Below are 16,096 nucleotides of genomic sequence, written 5' to 3'. Positions count from 1 at the left end.
TCTCTGTGTTGGTGAATGGCCACCTTAAACTATAAAATAGTTTTAAAAACAAACAAATTTGACTGTCATTCACTCGTGGTCAGATTTTAACATTTGCTACCGCTTACCGCACCCTCGAGAGCCAATGTCAAATTCATTCCACTAGCGACTTGCATGGCCGAAATTCCAAAAAACCCTAAAAATATCTAGATTCTGCTTTTTTAAGCCACGATCATCCCTATCTATCCTTCCGGTTGCACACGGGATTGAAGCTTTAGGAATGCTTAAGAGAAATTGGATGGCTGAATGGCCGTATATGACGGCCCGGGCAATACGTTCGTCGCTGATAACAAAGATTTTTGTAATCTGCTTTATCTCCATTCACGTGCCACTTCTGGCGGTGGTTGCCCATGTCCTTGGCGGCGGTGCGCTGAGTGAAGCAAGCATTCTGCTTGTCCTGCTGATATCGACCTTGGCTGGAACGGCCGGATGCCTGCTGTCGCTCTGGCGGATCATTCAGCCGCTACGCCAACTCAACCACTCCATAGCCCGATACCGGCAGGAAGGGGCACCTGTTACCATCGCGGTCAAGACGAAAGATGAAATCGGCACTGTCGCCCGAGCGGTTTCCGCCTTGGTAACAGAGTTGGACTGTTCTCTCAAAACCCTGACCCTTCAAGCCAATACGGATCCCCTGACCGGATTGGCAAACCGCCGGTTCATTCTGGCAAGAGGTACGGAGGCTCTTGACGAGACCCGCCGCAGCGGCGACCCAATGTGCCTTCTTCTCTTCGATCTGGACCATTTCAAGGGCATCAATGACGCATTCGGCCATGAAACCGGCGATAAAGCATTGATCGCAGCAGCACAGACAATCCGCAGTAATTTGCGACCAAACGATCTGGCAGGCCGGATCGGCGGCGAAGAGTTCTGCGTTCTTCTGCCCGGCACCAATCTGGTCCAGGCCCAAGCGATTGCCGAACGTCTACGCACCTGCCTGGAAAATATTTGTCTTGAACCACTGGCACCTGGCAGGATCACCGCCAGCTTTGGCCTTGCCCAATCCGCCGATCATTTTTCAACTTTCCAGAAATTCATGGCCGCCACCGATATGGCGCTCTACCGCGCCAAACAACATGGCCGCAACCGCATCCACTGCGAACCTCAAAACGCCCTCAGCTATTTGTGACACAAAGCCAACCAGACCGCAGCATTTTTGTCACCGGGCCAGCATTGGCTTAGGGAGTCCATGACTGCCATGTTGAACTCCGTCGTGAATGACTGGATATAATCCGAACATCGAAAGGCCATAAGTTCGCCTGGCAACCAGGCCTCCGCTAAGGCTGCCAGCACCTTGATCTTTTAGGAGAGAAGTCTATTGTAGACGCGTTAATGACGTAAATAAGATATTTTCACGCGTTGACCGGGTGGGTGTTCAACGCGACAGTTGGGGCCGGAGTGGATGCCGGTCGAGGAAGGCGTCAATCGGTTGTTCGAGATTACGCTCTCGGTGCGTGCCAAGTGCGAGGCGGTGAAGCCGGAAGAACTGATCGGCAAGCTGGTGGATGTGTCCCTGGAGATCCGCCAGGGTGAACTGGACGGGGATGGCGTGCGCCGACCGTTCAATGGACTGTGCTCAGAGCAGACGAAAGCGGCCAGAGCATCTCGGTTCGCCGACTTCCATCATTGGCCTGAAGCAGACGTCATGCGACTTTCATAAACGTGGAAATGATCCCCGCGAGAAAGACCTGCCGCGCGGGCTGAGAAGCCCGTGACGTATTCAAGAAGATTTCCGGTACATTCTACCGCTCTAGTCTGACGGATAGAGTTCATCAAGTGTTGCACCCGCCGAGACCGACCAGTGCAGGACGCTATCATCGTCTTGGTGAGCGGATCCTTTACACGAGCGCCGCCCTGGAGTGGTCCACGCGCTACCCGATTGCAGTGGAGCGGGCGTCTCGATCTTCTCCAACGTGTACAACGTACCAATGGCGTCAAACTTGAATTCGCAGGTTAACATGCCGATGCGCTCGACATGTGGTACTTCAGCGCGTCGATGATGGCGTTTTTTGTCACCTATGCGTAGATCATATTACCGCATGGCGAATGACCAGAATGGGGGCGTTCCTGTCGCAAGATTCGTCGTTTCATGGCCAAACACCCAGCTTCCAAGCTAAGCTGGAAAGCCGTCACGCCATCTCAAGGGACGAAGATTCCATTCCCGGCGCTGGAGACTTCGAATGCGGGTGGGAAGCGTTCAGTCGCCGAGCCACGATATCGTGGTTGAGCCACAGGACAGGACCGGAGGGGTCTGACGATTCGCCAAAAATGAGCTGCCCGGTTGCCTTCACAACGAGACCGCTCAGGAGGTCGCTAATCATCACCTTGCTATTGCGATGCATCTGGGTGATCCCGTTAGACGTGCTGATGGTCAAATCGGCCTGTGCCTGGCTGTTTGCCATGGGCCATGCCGAAAAGTCATAGAACGGACGCATGACCTCGCTGGCCTGCATATCGGTGATCTTTTGGAAGACATCCTTCATGGTTAGGCCGTCTGCCAGAAGTTGCTGGCAGGCCTGCCACTGTTCGTCTGCCCATTTGCCACCGTTTTCTTTCTTCAAGGCAAGCAGCAGCGGTATCAGGGGCAGTTCGATACCCGTGAACACATCGGAGGAATTGGTCCGGATTTCGGGGCAGTTATAGACAGTTGCCTTTATCCCTGCCGCCCAGGCTTGCTCTGCAATGCCTTCGAGCCGCATCTTCGCATAACCCTGGGTGTAGTTGGTGTAGGTCTGCCAACGATAGCTTCCGTCAATGAGGACCGACGATCCGTGGTAACCATAGGCCGTATATCGTACTTGACCACCCGAAGCTTCCACGCGCTCGCGGATCGCCGCGCTGAAATCAATGAGATGGCGAAAGGTGTTTGCGGAGACGTCGTCAAAATTCTGCAGGATGAGTTTTCCCATGTCACTGTCGAGCAAGGTCTGCGACGACATGTGGCGCGTTCCGGTCCCCTTGTAGATTCGATTGGCGACGACCAACAATACCTTCGCCTTCGGGATGCCCCCGGCCATTGTGTGGGCAAAGAAGACATTGCGGCCAGCGGCGATCATCCCGTCGAGAACGGTCATGACTTTCGAAAGCGCCTCTGTAAAACGCGCAGTGGCGATGTCGCGGCATTGCCCGAGATAGTCCCAGTCGACCGTGTCGTGTTCCCAGCTCTCAAGCGTCATCTTTGCCAGGAGATCGGTGGGAGTTGGCCCGTCTTCGGGCGCATCGAGATCGAAACCCGCCATAAGAGGTATGTTGATGATCCTGCCGCCCAGCTGGGCCTCCGCCGAAGACAGCTCCTCGGCGTCGAGCGGCCGCAGCGCGTTGTTCTCGTCGCGCCGCCCGACGGTGATCCCGACAATCTCCATTCCTGCCCGCTTGGCTTCATCGAGCAATCCGGTAGCGTATCCGCGGCCGAACAATTCGCCGAAAAGGACGAAAACATCGCCTTTACGGAAGACCGTGTTTTCGGAAAGACGATTCAGTGCAACCGGATTTTCCATCTGTCAGCTCTTTGATTCGTGTGTCGTCGAGCAGTGGCTCATACGGGCTTTCACAAACACATGCCCGCATTGGCACCGAATGGGAACTCATTTTCGGTGACCGTTCATTTCAAAACGTGAAGTCGGTCTCTGTTGGTCCTGCAATGGGGCGAAATGCCGAGGCTCTTGGAGATCGGCGCGGCGATACCGAAACGAGTTCGCTGGGAACGCTCGTCCCGCGAATGCTTGCGAGGCTATTGGCGCGCTCTATCATTGTCGAAGTCACCTTTCGGCCGCGTTCCGGACGTGACTGCTGAACAGCAGACCGACAGCTTTCAGGATCCAATGCGGGTGGTGTGAACGACCCGCATGGGGGCGCAAAGCAGAAATGATTTCTGCTAGGCCGCACACTCATAAACCGGGTTTGCAAATCGGCCTGATTTTGATTCACTGAGGGCTTGATTTGGAGGCCTCTCATGACCCGTCGCCGGTTTGATCTCACCGATTTCGAATGGACTGTCATCCAGCCCTTGTTACCCAACAAGCCGCGTGGGGTGCCACGGGTTGACGACCGGCGGGTGATCAACGGCATCTTGTGGCGGTTTCGGACAGGTTCACCCTGGGCAGACGTTCCTGATCGATATGGCCCATATACAACCTGCTACAACCGGTTCGTGCGATGGCGAAAGGCGGGTGTCTGGGATCATGTTCTGGGCGAGATTTCCAAGGCTTTCGACGGCGATATCGTTATGATCGACAGCTCCTGTGTCCGTGTTCATCAACATGCGGCCACGGGAAAAAGGGGGATCAACACGATGGCTGCATGGGACGTTCCCGTGGCGGCTTGACCACCAAAATCCACGCCGTTGTCGATGCCGATGGCCGACCGATCCGTCTCGCACTCACAGCCGGTCAAGCCCATGATGGTCGCATGGCAGAACCATTGTTACAGACAATCTCCAAGGGTGCGATCCTGCTGGCGGACAAGGCCTACGATACCAACGCGATCAGAGCATTTGCAAAGCAAAGGCAGGCATGGGCCAATATTCCTGCCAAGAGCAATCGGAAGGGAAGCTTCCCTTTCAGCCAATGGGTTTACCGACAGCGCAATCTCGTTGAGCGTTTCTTCAGCAAACTCAAACAGTTCAGAGGCATCGCAACCCGTTACGACAAAGACCCATTGAACTTTCTCGCCGCTGTCAAATTGGCAGCAGCAAGAATTTGGATCAGATCGTTATGAGTCTACGGCCTAGAGTTCGGTCGCAATCATGGTCGCGTTGCGACAACACTGGCCATCATGATTATCTACAGGGTTTACGTCTCTTGCCGTCGTTGATCCCGTTACCCTTGTTTGCGATCAAACAGGGGAAAGCGGATCAATCTGATTTACCCCCAAGCCTGGACCGTCTGCCCTCCAAACATCACCTGCGTTGGCAATGTGAAGATAAAGTAGGGGTTGAACGATGGCGGTGCGCTGATTTGATCCAGTCGATTGAGTTGATCGGCTGTCAGCGCCACCTGCAGCGATGCCACATTCTGCGCGAGCTGCTCGGCTCGACTGGCACCGACGAGAGTGGTATCGATGCCGGGACGCTGTATCGTCCATGCCAGCGCCACTGCCGCCATCGGCTGTTCAAGTTCCGTGGCAACCTGCCGCACCACATCGACGACGTCAAAATTATGCTCGGTGAACAACATGCCCCCGAAAGGGTTGTCGCCGTTCAGTCGGCCGTTGCTCTCGCTTTCGTCATCAACTGAGGCCTTGTCCGGAAGGCCACCCCTTACTCCGGCTTGTGCGAGCATGTCGCGACCGTATTTGCCCGTAAGCAATCCAGCTGCCAAAGGGCTCCATGGAACAAGCCCCATTCCAAACTCTGCGGCTGCCGGAAGGATGTCGAGTTCGACGCCCCGATCTACGAGGGAATAGGCATATTGCAGCCCGATTGGCATCGGAAGTCCGTGGACTGCCGCCAGCGTCGCGATCTTTGCAACATACCATGATGGCGTATTGGAGAATCCATAGTGGAGGATTTTCCCACCCCGGACGGCATCGGTCAGGGTCTGGAGCACCTCTTCGGCAGGCGTGGTCCGATCCCAAACGTGCATCCAGTACATGTCGATGTAGTCCGTCTTCAGCCGCTTCAGCGAGCCTTCGATCCCGAGCCGGATGTTCTTGGCTCCGTTGCCACCATGCAGAGGTGTTCCCTGGCTGCGCGTAAAGCCTGACTTGGTGGCGATAACGAGTCTGTCGCGAAGGCCAGCTTCGGCAACAAAAGATCCCAGCATCTCCTCGCTTCGGCCGCCTGAATAGACGTCAGCAGTATCAAAGAAATTGCCACCCGCCGCGACATAGGTGTCGAAGAGTTGGCGCGATCCTTTCATCCCTGCGCCCCAGCGCTCGGCACCAAACGTCATTGTTCCAAGCGCCAACGGGCTGACGATGAGGCCGGATCGGCCCAGCGTGCGGTAGCTTGACAGGTCCATGTTGAATTCCTTGAATGTGTTTCGAAAAGTTTCTGCTGACACCCTAGCCGGTCGCATGCCTCTCGATTAGCCGTTGCGCGCGGCATGAACTTGTGAGCACGTTGCAGCAATGGAACGAGGCGAACTGAACGATCTCTTGGCTTTTGCAGCCGTCGCACGCGAGCGGAGCTTCACAAGGGCCGCAGCATCCCTGGGAATATCGCCCTCGGCGCTGAGCCATGCCATGCGCGGATTAGAGGAAAGACTTGGTGTCAGGCTGCTGGCAAGGACCACACGCAGCGTCGCTCCGACGGAAGCCGGCGACAGGCTGCTGCAATCCATCCGGCCAGCATTCGCCTCGATCGAGGATGGGCTTTCGGCGCTGGCCGAATGGCGTGACAGCCCTTCAGGCTCAGTGCGGATCACGACCTTCTCTTACCCTGCAAAAACCGTTCTCATGGCGAAGCTTCCAGCGTTCCTCCTGTCACATCCCGAAATCCAGGTCGAAGTGAATATCGATGACCGGCTGACAGATATCGTCGCCGAAGGCTACGACGCCGGAATAAGGTTCGGCGAGAACGTCGCGAAGGATATGATCGCCGTGCGGGTCGGTCCAGACCTTCGAACCATCGTGGTCGCGACGCCCTCTTATTTCGAGCACCATCCGAAGCCGCAAACGCCTGGTGATCTTGAAGTACACAACTGCATCGGATATCGGCTCGCAAGCGCTGGCGGACTTCTTCCCTGGGAGTTTGAACGCGATGGACGTGAGATGAAGATCAGAACCTCCGGTTCCTTTGTCGGCAATGACGGCGATCTCGCCGCCGCCGCCGTCAGAGCCGGGGCTGGTCTCGGCTACCTGTTGGAGCATGATGTTGCCGAGGACATTGCCTCCGGCCGATTGATCCAGGTTCTCGACGAGTGGTGTCCGCAATTTCAGGGCTGCTACCTCTATCACCCGAGCCGCCGTCAGACGCCACCAGCGCTACGCGCCCTCATCAGTGCTCTGAAAACGGAGAGCTAATAGTTCTCGGCGCCGAACATCGCCCACCAGCACATTGATCACAGCCGCGCACCAATGATTTTCAAAGATGCTCCATGGCCGATCAAAACGCGAGTAAGTGGCGTGCGTGGGATTTTCTCGACAATATGTTGTCAATCAGCGTTTAAAAGTTTCCAGTTCATTCGTTCCATCAGCGTTGGCGGCTCCCGATATCCGCCACCCTACTTAGGCTATCTTAAATGTTTGAGACGGGGCCGAACCTAGAAAGCCCGCTTCTAGGGGCTGCCCTGCAAAATCTGCTTTTGACCTGTCCGGCGTTCTCCAAAAATTGCGACGGAAAAGGGCCGTTGCTTAATTCACAGACAAGTGGCCGGACGATCGTAGGTGCGGATCTAGCTAATTCGCGTCGACAATAAACATACGTGCTTCCTGGGCCTCATCACGCTCGACCTTGATTGGCACATATTCTGACGACTTATAAAACGCCTGCGCATCGGCAAGGGTGGCGAATTCGAAGATGCCAGCCATAGGCAATGGGGTCACGTCCCCTTCCAGAATCTCGGCTACCGGCCCAAAGTGCAGGATACGGCCCCCGGCTGCCTTTAACGCGGCTTGAAAGCGCGGCGCTAATGCGGCTTGCTTGGCTGGATCTTTGATACGCAGATTGACGTGAACATAGGCAGTCATAGTGCAGCTCCCGAAAATACTGTATATACAGTATTCAGTGAGTCGGAGATTGTCGAGACCTGCAAATGACAGACACTTCAGATTTCTATCGCCGCGTCGAAACCGAGTGCCCGGCCTTCCAGGCCAGGGTCGCCGCGAGGGCCTTGACACGCTATTACAATGCCTGCTTTCGACCCTTAGGGATCACCGCAGAGCAGTTCAGTCTTCTGGTGGGGATTGGCGGTAGCCACGAGCCAACGCTCGCTGAACTGGCGGCACGCGCCGGGGTCGACGCCACCACTCTCAGCCGGAGCGTAAAGAGCCTGGAACGGAACAATCTCGTGCATAGTCACGGAGGGCGGGGCCGGGCCGGCAAACGCCTGGCGCTTACCGACAAAGGCCTCCAGTTGATGGCCAAATCTATGGCCACCTGGGAGGATGCCCGCGTCCGTCTGGCTGAGGCTCTCGGTGAGGAAACGTCACATGTTGCGGGAAGCGTGATGTCTCAGCTTGCTGTCGCCGCGCAGACCGCGACCTCTGCGGCCGGTTTCGGAGTGGCGGAATAACATGGTTAGGCGCCCTCAATTCTGTCGTCTGGCCCGCACTCGTGGCCCTTGAAAGCTGCTGCTCGATCGGGTGAATGGCGATCTATGCTTAGGTGACAAAGACCCAAACGGTCACCGACACTAAAAATGCCAACCGGAAGAGGACTGCCGAGAACGCCGTTGACAAGCTCATCCCTGAACAAAAAAACACCGAGATTGTCCCAGGCATTCCGGGGCCGACAAAAGATGTGACAAAAACACCTTAAACTCTCAATGATTTCAATATATCAAAGATATTGATGGTGCCCCTTGCCGGAATCGAACCAGCACTCCTCTCGGAACCTGATTTTGAGTCAGGCGCGTCTACCAATTCCGCCAAAGGGGCACTTAGAGTAGAAGGACGAACTACACGGAGGAAGGGGGGTCGGTCAACCGGGTTTTTTACAAATTTCCGGTTTCACGCAAAAGTTAGGCATCCCGGCAATATCACTGTTTTCGCCGCATTTACAGCCCATGCGCTTTGCGCATAAAGACTTGACGGAGCGGCAGATATTCAGTCTTTCGTCATCTTGAATGCTGCGCCGCAATGGCAAAGACCCTCTGCATCGAGCCAAGGAGCGATCATGCTGCGACGCCTTTACGACTGGACCATGTCGCTTGCCGCCCGCAAATCCGCGGAAGCCTGGCTTGGGGCAGTCTCCTTTGTGGAAAGCTCGATCTTCCTTGTCCCTGCCGATGTGCTGTTCCTGCCCATGGCGTTGGCCAAGCCGGAAAAGGTCTGGCGCTATGCGACCATTGCCACCATCACCTCGGTTTTGGGCGGCATAGCTGGTTGGTTTCTCGGTTATTACGCCTATGAAAGCATTGCCCGGCCAATCCTTGAGTTTTACGGCAAGGCCGATGCCTTCGACCAGCTGCGGCTGTCGGTTGACTATGAAACGGTGGTGCTGCTGCTGATTACCTCCGGCCTGGCCCATCTGCCGCCGATCAAGGTGGTGACAATCCTGTCGGGCGTCGCCCATGTGAATATCTGGTTGTTTATCATGACCGCCATCGTCGCGCGTGGAGGCCGGTTTTTCTTGCTGGCCTGGCTGCTGCGTCGCTATGGCGAGCCGATCCGCCATTTCATTGAAAAACGCCTCGGCGTGATCGCTGCTGTCGGCGCTATCGTGCTGATCGCCCTGTTCGTCGCCTATCGCCTCCTTGTGCATTGAACGACGAGGTCCGGAGAACCATCATGACCACGCTTTCTTCCAACCGGCCCGGTCTTGCCCCTGCCCTCCTGTTGACCCTTGGCATGGCGGGCGTCGTCGGCTCGGCTTTGGCCTTTGAATATCTCGGCGGCTATATTCCCTGCGAACTTTGCCTGTTGCAGCGCAAGCCCTATTATATCGGCGCCGTAATCGGACTGGTGACGGTCATCGCCGCCGCCATCAACCTACCCGCCAAAGTCACGAAAAGCCTGATCCTGCTTCTCGGCCTGATCATGATCGTCAGCGCTGGTCTCGGCGTTTACCATGCAGGTGTCGAATGGCATTTCTGGGAAGGGCCGAGCGCCTGCTCAGCCACCAGCGGCGCAGGCTTCAACGGCAGCGGCGATATCCTCTCGCAGCTCAACAGCTTCAAGGGGCCGTCCTGCACGGAAGCAGCCTTGCGGATTTTCGGTGTGTCGCTGGCCGGCTGGAATGTCCTGACCAGCCTCGTTCTCGCCGCCATCGCTTTCTGGGGCGCTCGGCGCATGACGGCTTAAGGCTGCAATTCGGAATCCCAATAGAGATAATCCACCCAGCTTTCATGCAGATAGTTGGGTGGAAACGACCGGCCATTGTTGTGCAGGTCCTGCACGCTTGGCTGATAGGGCTTCTGGGCCGGGAACATATTGGCCTGTTTCGGCAATTTCGACCCCTTGCGCAGATTACACGGCGAGCAGGCCGCCACGACATTCTGCCAGGTGGTTTCCCCACCATGGGCGCGGGGAATGACGTGATCGAAGGTCAGGTCGTCAGGCGAGCCGCAATACTGGCACTGAAACTTGTCGCGCAGAAACACGTTGAAGCGTGTGAAGGCAGGATTGCGGGTCGGCTGCACATAGGTTTTCAGGCTGACCACGCTGGGAAGCCGCATGGAAAAGCTGGGTGAACAGACCGAATGATCATATTCGGCGATGATATTCACACGGTCAAGGAAAACCGCCTTGATCGCGTCCTGCCAGGACCACAACGACAAGGGATAATAACTCAGTGGCCTATAATCAGCGTTGAGCACAAGCGCTGGCAAGGACTGGGGCGAAACTGCAATCGTCAAGGCGTTCTCCTGATCGATTCGGCATCTGCTCCCTCTATATTAGGCTTGCTGTTACAGGATTGTGAAGCCCAATAAATAAGCAGTGAACTGATTCTCCATCAGACCGGCACCGGCGCTGCTTCGCGTCGTAAACGCGCCGCATAAAAGGCCCAGAACAACCGTGCCGCAATGGCGCGGTATGGCCGCCAGGTCTGTGCAATCCGGGTGGTTTCACGGATGTCCGGGCGCGCGGCAAGGCAAAGACCATCCCCCACAGCCGCCCGCAGTGCCACGTCACCTGCCGGAAACACATCTGCGTGACCGCCACAAAACATCAGATAAACTTCCGATGTCCACAGCCCAATGCCACGCAGCCGAGTCAACTCGGCGATGCCTGTCTCCACCGGCTGATCAAGGATGGCGAAGAGATCGATGTTACCAGCCTGGACAGCAGAGGCCAGACCGCTCAGGCAGGCATGCTTGGCGCGCGAAAGACCGAGCGAAAGCGCTGCGTCACCCAGCGCCAGATAGGCGGCAGGTTCAGGTGTTCCCATCGCCCCACAAAGCCGCCGCCAGATCGCATCAGCGCTGGCGCGAGATACCATCTGCGAGACGATGATGAAGGCCAACCCTTCGAAACCCGGTTCCGTCAACCGAAGCGGCAAAGGCCCGGCTTCGCGGGCAATGGCATGCAGCCGGGGATCGATATCCAGCAGGGCCTCAAGGCCGGTGGCAAGATCCGCTTGGTTGCGAATTCGCATCATCTCGGCCATCTTTTCCTCCCGCTATAAATCATGCCAAAACAAACCATGTCCGATCATCACCATCCTTTACCTGTTTCGCAAAAACCAGTCTTGCGTTTTGCGCCCAGTCCAAATGGCTATCTTCATCTCGGCCATGCCCTTTCGGCACTGATCAACGCGGATATGGCTGAGGCGACCGGTGGCCGGCTGCTGTTGCGGATCGAGGATATCGATATCGACCGCTGCACACCCGCATTCGAGGCGGCGATCTACGAGGATCTGGCCTGGCTCGGCGTGACATGGGAAGATCAGGTGCGCCGCCAGTCAGAGCATATCGATGCCTATCGTTCTGCCTTGGCAAAGCTTCAGGCTATGGATCTGGTCTATCCGGCCTTTCTCAGCCGCGCCGAGATCAAGCAGCAGGCGCAGACGGCAGAGGCGCAAGGCAAGGTCTGGCCGCGCGATCCGGATGGTGCCTGGCATTATCCAGCGAGCGACCGGCAGATGGACCGGCATTTGGCGCAGCAACGGATCGACCGGGGTGAGCGCCACAGCATGCGTCTGGATACCGGCAAAGCACTGTCCATGATTGGCGCCGACCTGCATTGGGAGGAAAGACATGGCAACACGGTACAGATGATCACAGCCGATCCGGCCACCTGGGGCGATGTCATTCTCTGGCGCTGGGATGCGCCGTCCAGCTATCATCTGTCGGTGGTGGTCGATGACGCCCTTCAGGGCGTGACCCATGTGGTGCGCGGCGAGGATCTCTACCAGGCCACCGCCGTCCACCGCCTGTTGCAGAGCCTGCTTGACCTGCCCGCACCGGCCTATACGCACCATCGGCTGATGATGGGCGAGGATGGGCGCAAACTATCGAAAAGCCTGCAATCGGCAGGGCTCCGGCATGCGCGCGCAGAGGGCCTATCACCCCTCGACATCCGTAGGCTGGTGGGGATTGGGATCTGACATTCGCCGTGATCGCGTGCGCGGCCTGGAAAATTTCATCAGTGCCGCATTGAATTCCGCCCCGATCAGAAACAGCACGCCCAGCATGTAGAGAAATATGATCACCACCATAACCGAGGCCAGACCGGCATAGGTGGCGGCATAATTGGCAAAGGTGGCGAGATAGGCGGCAAAGGCCAGCGCACCCAGCAGCCAGAGCAGCAATGTCAGGCAGATGCCGGGCAGAACGTCGATCAGCCGGCGCCGGTCCGCCGGTAGCCACAGATGCGAAATCGTCAGGCCGACTGCCAGCAGGATCAAAGTGCCGAGTACGCTCCAATTCGAGACCAGCGCCAGGAAATCCTTCAAGAGCGGAAATTGCCGCTCGGCAAAGCGCAGCGCAATTGGCACAGCGATCAGCAGCACGCTGATCACAGCGAAGGCGGCAACCCCCATGATCACGAAACCAAGGCTGATCAGCCGGGTAATATACCAGGGCCGGGTTTCCGTGACCCGGTAGGCACGGTTCAGCGCCGTGCGCAGCGCCTCCACCCCGTTTGAGGCAAAATAGGCTGCCGCCAGCACCGAAATGGTCAGTAGCCCGCCGCGCGGAATGGTCAGCACCTGCACCACCTGTTCGGAAATCGGCTTGGCGATTTCCTCTGGCCAGGTATCGAAAATGAAATGGATGGCGGTTGGCGCAAAGGTATTGGCACCGAGAAGACCGGCAAGCGCCGTGCCAAAGATCAAGAACGGAAACACCGCCAGCAGGATCGACAGCGCCACATGGCTCGCCATTGCCCAACCATCGTCCTCGGTGAAATGCCAGACCGCATCAAAGGCCACCTTGTAAAGCCTGCCCAGATAGGACCGCATTCCGTCTCCCGTTCATTTATTTCATGACTGCGTGCCAAACGGCCTGCCACAATTGCCTATATGGTTCGAATATGGGAGACCCTATCGTATTTGTAAGAGGAAAATCTCATATGGCCGCACAGAAAAGCATTATCGTCACCGGCTGCTCCTCCGGCATCGGAGCCTACTGCGCCCGCGCCCTGAAGCAGGATGGCTGGCAGGTATTTGCCACCGTGCGCAAGGCCGAAGACTTAAAAGCCCTTGAGGATGAGGGTCTTGAAGCGCTGCTGATGGATTACCGCGACACGGCAAGCATCGCAGCCCTTGCTGAGACCGTGTTATCGCGCACCGGCGGGCGGCTGGACGCCCTGTTCAACAACGGCGCCTATGGCCAGGCAGGCGCGGTCGAAGATCTGCCAACAGAGGCGCTTCGAGACCAGTTCGAGACCAATGTGTTCGGCTGGCACGACCTGACGCGGCGGATCGTGCCGGTGATGCGCGCGCAAGGGTCGGGCCGGATCGTGCAATGCTCGTCTATTCTCGGCCTTATTCCCTATCGCTGGCGCGGCGCTTATACGGCGTCCAAATTTGCGCTGGAGGGCCTGTCGCTCACCCTGCGCATGGAACTGGACGGCAGCGGCGTCATGGTCAGCCTGATCGAGCCGGGTCCGATAGAAAGCCGCTTCACCGCCAATTGCCTTGAAGCCATCAAACGCAATATCGATGTGGAAAATTCGGTCCATGCCGCAGATTACCAGCGGCAATTGGCCCGCCTTGACGGCACCGGGCCTAAAAACCGCCATAAGCTTGGACCGGATGCCGTGTATAAAGTGCTGCAACACGCCTTGACCGCGAAGCGTCCACGGCCACATTATCTCGTCACGAAACCGGCGAAACAGGGCGTCGCACTCAAACGGCTGATGCCGTCCGATCTGTTCTATCGGCTGATGCGGGCGCTGGATTGATCGGAAAGCATCAATAACGAAAGTCGGCGGCGCATCATGTCCTCATTCACCACTATTCTGGCTATTATCGTCATGGGGCTTGTCGCGCTGGTTCTGGTGCGCGGGCTTTTCAACATGATGAAGGGCGGCGATGCCAACCGTTCCAACAAGCTGATGCAATTGCGTGTGCTGCTTCAGGCCATTGCCGTGGTGCTGATCATGTTGACATTGTGGATCACCGGTGGGGGCCGTTAGATCTGTCAGGCTCCACTTTTCCTAGCAGTCTATCCAAAAATCGCCGCTGGCCAGCAGCAATTCTTGAGCAGGCTGTAAGGCAAACTCTAATAGTGCGGGTACCACCTGCTTTCTCAAGACGAATGGTTCCATGGTAAAACTCAATAAAATCTATACCCGTACCGGCGATGACGGCACCACGGCGCTGGTCTGCGGCCCGCGCCGCTTCAAGCACGATCTGCGCGTCGATGCCTATGGCACGATAGACGAGGCCAACAGCGCCATCGGCGTTGCCCGCCTGTACACAGCAGGCGATGAGGTGCTGGACGCCATGCTGTTTCGCATCCAGAACGACCTTTTCGATCTTGGTGCCGATCTGGCGACGCCGGATACCGGCGAAAAATTGGAATGGGAACCCTTGCGCGTCGTCCAGAGCCAGGTGGACAGGATAGAGCAGGAAATCGATGCGCTGAACGCCCATCTCGAACCGCTAAAATCCTTTGTCTTGCCCGCAGGCTCACCAGCCTCCGCCAATCTGCATCTGGCCCGCACCATAGCAAGACGCGCCGAGCGTATCATGGTCGACCTGATGCAGATCCCCGGAGAAGCCGTCTCGGCACCGGCGCTGAAATATGTGAACCGGCTCTCCGATTTCCTGTTCGTCGCCGCCCGCTATGCCAATGAGATTGGCAAGGCCGATGTTTTGTGGGTGCCGGGAAAAAACCGGTAGCGACAGCATCGCGCAGAAAACCGATTTTGATTGGATGAAAGGCAATATTTGACGTGAACGTAAAAGTTAGGTAATTCTGGCCTCGGAGCATCAGTCTGCGGGAGGAGCATCGCAAGAATGAATGGCACCGTTGTCATGGAGGAAAAAATGCGTATCCATGTCGCCAATTGACAATCTCCGACGTGCAAAATGCCGCAGTCTGGCGTTTGCCTGGAAACGGATCACTGATTTCTCGGACTGGCAGATAAACTGGGCTATCGCATTGAGGAGAGCGTGAAAACTCGGCTGCATTATTCCCTAAATCGTCGCTGATCTACGGAATGATGCAGGAAACAAGCAGTGGCGGCACCGCATGTCATCATGCGCAAGGCCCACAAGAACGTGAAGCAAGGAAGGACCCCATGAAGATTCTCGTGCCCGTCAAGCGCGTCGTTGATTATAACGTCAAGATCCGTGTCAAGCCGGATGGCTCCGGCGTCGAGCTTGCCAATGTGAAGATGTCGATGAACCCGTTCGACGAAATTTCCGTTGAGGAAGCGCTGCGCCTGAAAGAAGCGGGCAAGGCAGAGGAAGTGGTCGTGGTCTCCATCGGCCCAGCCAAGGCGGAAGAAACCCTGCGCACCGCGCTGGCCATGGGTGCAGACCGAGCCATTCTGGTGGAAACCGAGGATGCCGTCGAGCCGCTGGCCGTCGCCAAGATCCTCAAGGGCATCGTCGAGGCCGAGGCCCCGGGCCTGGTCATCGTCGGCAAGCAGGCAATTGATGATGACAGCAACCAGACGGGCCAGATGCTCGCGGCCCTCCTGGGCTGGGCGCAGGCCACCTTTGCTTCCAAGCTGGAGATCGGCGAAGGGTCGGCCAATGTCACCCGCGAAGTCGATGGCGGTTTGCAGACCATTGCCGTCAAACTGCCTGCGGTTGTCACCACAGACCTGCGCCTGAACGAGCCGCGCTATGCCTCGCTGCCGAACATCATGAAAGCCAAGAAGAAGCCGCTCGACAAGAAGACGCCTGCCGATTTCAACGTCGATACCACGCCGCGTCTCAAGGTGCTGAAAACCGAGGAGCCGGGTGGCCGAAAGGCAGGCATCAAGGTCAAGTCGGTGGCCGAACTGGTCGAAAAGCTTAAAAACGAAGCCGGCGTGCTTTGATTTCGGATTGGGAGAT

17 protein-coding genes, 1 tRNA gene and 1 pseudogene are annotated in these 16,096 nt (G+C 57.0%); 12 read left to right on the top strand and 7 right to left on the bottom strand.

All coding sequences use genetic code 11. From position 1 onward, the window contains the following. Positions 1 to 277 precede the first annotated feature (277 nt). Positions 278 to 1,168: a GGDEF domain-containing protein gene (locus tag H1Y61_RS03460; protein WP_174111926.1), complete on the top strand. Its 891-nt coding sequence runs from the start codon at positions 278 to 280 to the stop codon at positions 1,166 to 1,168. A gap of 255 nt (positions 1,169 to 1,423) precedes the next feature. Continuing rightward, positions 1,424 to 1,621: pseudogene (locus H1Y61_RS03455) on the top strand (contractile injection system protein, VgrG/Pvc8 family); the annotation flags it as partial. A 547-nt stretch (positions 1,622 to 2,168) separates the two neighbouring features. On the opposite strand, the gene H1Y61_RS03450 reads toward H1Y61_RS03455, so the two are convergent. Continuing rightward, complete coding sequence (locus tag H1Y61_RS03450) at positions 2,169 to 3,536, bottom strand: enoyl ACP reductase FabMG family protein (protein ID WP_174111927.1); 1,368 nt, start codon at positions 3,534 to 3,536, stop codon at positions 2,169 to 2,171. A 455-nt stretch (positions 3,537 to 3,991) separates the two neighbouring features. Here H1Y61_RS03450 and H1Y61_RS03445 point away from each other — a divergent pair. Further along, positions 3,992 to 4,755 (top strand): IS5-like element IS869 family transposase gene (locus H1Y61_RS03445; RefSeq protein WP_139192301.1). Its coding sequence is split into 2 segments (ribosomal slippage): positions 3,992 to 4,307 and positions 4,307 to 4,755, totalling 765 coding nucleotides; the frame shifts between segments, so codons are not numbered across the junction. Positions 4,756 to 4,901: 146 nt separating this feature from the next. On the opposite strand, the gene H1Y61_RS03440 is transcribed toward H1Y61_RS03445, so the two are convergent. Next, positions 4,902 to 5,999: an aldo/keto reductase gene (locus H1Y61_RS03440; protein ID WP_180573711.1), complete on the bottom strand. Its 1,098-nt coding sequence runs from the start codon at positions 5,997 to 5,999 to the stop codon at positions 4,902 to 4,904. A gap of 109 nt (positions 6,000 to 6,108) precedes the next feature. On the opposite strand from H1Y61_RS03440, the gene H1Y61_RS03435 reads away from it, so the two are divergent. Then, positions 6,109 to 7,002 (top strand): LysR family transcriptional regulator, encoded by an 894-nt coding sequence (locus H1Y61_RS03435; RefSeq protein ID WP_180573710.1) that lies wholly within the window; start codon positions 6,109 to 6,111, stop codon positions 7,000 to 7,002. Positions 7,003 to 7,377: 375 nt separating this feature from the next. Here H1Y61_RS03435 and H1Y61_RS03430 read toward each other — a convergent pair whose 3' ends face one another. Further along, complete coding sequence (locus H1Y61_RS03430; RefSeq protein WP_041697131.1) at positions 7,378 to 7,668, bottom strand: DUF1330 domain-containing protein; 291 nt, start codon at positions 7,666 to 7,668, stop codon at positions 7,378 to 7,380. A gap of 65 nt (positions 7,669 to 7,733) precedes the next feature. Between H1Y61_RS03430 and H1Y61_RS03425 the strand changes: the two genes are divergently transcribed. Then, complete coding sequence (locus H1Y61_RS03425; protein ID WP_015917297.1) at positions 7,734 to 8,213, top strand: MarR family winged helix-turn-helix transcriptional regulator; 480 nt, start codon at positions 7,734 to 7,736, stop codon at positions 8,211 to 8,213. 279 nt (positions 8,214 to 8,492) lie between these two features. On the opposite strand, the gene H1Y61_RS03420 is transcribed toward H1Y61_RS03425, so the two are convergent. Then, positions 8,493 to 8,577: transfer RNA gene (locus H1Y61_RS03420), tRNA-Leu, on the bottom strand. A gap of 238 nt (positions 8,578 to 8,815) precedes the next feature. On the opposite strand from H1Y61_RS03420, the gene H1Y61_RS03415 reads away from it, so the two are divergent. Beyond that, positions 8,816 to 9,406: a YqaA family protein gene (locus H1Y61_RS03415; protein WP_180573709.1), complete on the top strand. Its 591-nt coding sequence runs from the start codon at positions 8,816 to 8,818 to the stop codon at positions 9,404 to 9,406. Between the two features lie 23 nt (positions 9,407 to 9,429). After that, positions 9,430 to 9,942 (top strand): disulfide bond formation protein B, encoded by a 513-nt coding sequence (locus tag H1Y61_RS03410; protein WP_174111929.1) that lies wholly within the window; start codon positions 9,430 to 9,432, stop codon positions 9,940 to 9,942. On the opposite strand, the gene H1Y61_RS03405 is transcribed toward H1Y61_RS03410, so the two are convergent. Next, positions 9,939 to 10,496, bottom strand: a complete 558-nt coding sequence (locus H1Y61_RS03405; RefSeq protein WP_015917300.1) for an HNH endonuclease — start codon at positions 10,494 to 10,496, stop codon at positions 9,939 to 9,941. The two genes, H1Y61_RS03410 and H1Y61_RS03405, sit on opposite strands and share 4 nt — an antisense overlap. A 98-nt stretch (positions 10,497 to 10,594) precedes the next feature. Beyond that, a complete protein-coding gene (locus H1Y61_RS03400; RefSeq protein ID WP_180574396.1) occupies positions 10,595 to 11,239 on the bottom strand; it encodes a DNA-3-methyladenine glycosylase family protein in 645 nt (214 codons plus the stop codon). Between the two features lie 45 nt (positions 11,240 to 11,284). Here H1Y61_RS03400 and gluQRS point away from each other — a divergent pair, with 45 nt between their 5' ends. Then, positions 11,285 to 12,187: a tRNA glutamyl-Q(34) synthetase GluQRS gene (gene gluQRS / locus H1Y61_RS03395; RefSeq protein WP_174111930.1), complete on the top strand. Its 903-nt coding sequence runs from the start codon at positions 11,285 to 11,287 to the stop codon at positions 12,185 to 12,187. On the opposite strand, the gene H1Y61_RS03390 is transcribed toward gluQRS, so the two are convergent. Further along, complete coding sequence (locus H1Y61_RS03390; protein ID WP_174111931.1) at positions 12,146 to 13,042, bottom strand: YihY/virulence factor BrkB family protein; 897 nt, start codon at positions 13,040 to 13,042, stop codon at positions 12,146 to 12,148. The genes gluQRS and H1Y61_RS03390 overlap by 42 nt on opposite strands. 110 nt (positions 13,043 to 13,152) lie before the next feature. Between H1Y61_RS03390 and H1Y61_RS03385 the strand changes: the two genes are divergently transcribed. From H1Y61_RS03385 to H1Y61_RS03370, 4 genes are all read left to right on the top strand, one after another. After that, a complete protein-coding gene (locus H1Y61_RS03385; RefSeq protein WP_174111932.1) occupies positions 13,153 to 13,986 on the top strand; it encodes an SDR family oxidoreductase in 834 nt (277 codons plus the stop codon). A gap of 36 nt (positions 13,987 to 14,022) precedes the next feature. Further along, positions 14,023 to 14,220 carry a twin transmembrane helix small protein gene (locus H1Y61_RS03380; RefSeq protein WP_070164376.1) on the top strand — a complete coding sequence of 66 codons (198 nt, stop codon included), beginning with the start codon at positions 14,023 to 14,025 and terminating at the stop codon, positions 14,218 to 14,220. Between the two features lie 130 nt (positions 14,221 to 14,350). Further along, positions 14,351 to 14,929 (top strand): cob(I)yrinic acid a,c-diamide adenosyltransferase, encoded by a 579-nt coding sequence (locus tag H1Y61_RS03375; protein ID WP_071202879.1) that lies wholly within the window; start codon positions 14,351 to 14,353, stop codon positions 14,927 to 14,929. A gap of 401 nt (positions 14,930 to 15,330) precedes the next feature. Beyond that, positions 15,331 to 16,080 carry an electron transfer flavoprotein subunit beta/FixA family protein gene (locus tag H1Y61_RS03370; protein ID WP_070164374.1) on the top strand — a complete coding sequence of 250 codons (750 nt, stop codon included), beginning with the start codon at positions 15,331 to 15,333 and terminating at the stop codon, positions 16,078 to 16,080. Positions 16,081 to 16,096: the final 16 nt, after the last annotated feature.

Origin of the sequence: Agrobacterium vitis (assembly GCF_013426735.1) — a bacterium.
Taxonomy (GTDB): Bacteria; Pseudomonadota; Alphaproteobacteria; order Rhizobiales; family Rhizobiaceae; genus Allorhizobium; species Allorhizobium vitis_D.
Note: the sequence above shows the minus strand (reverse complement) of the source record. Positions and strands in the feature narration are given on the sequence as shown.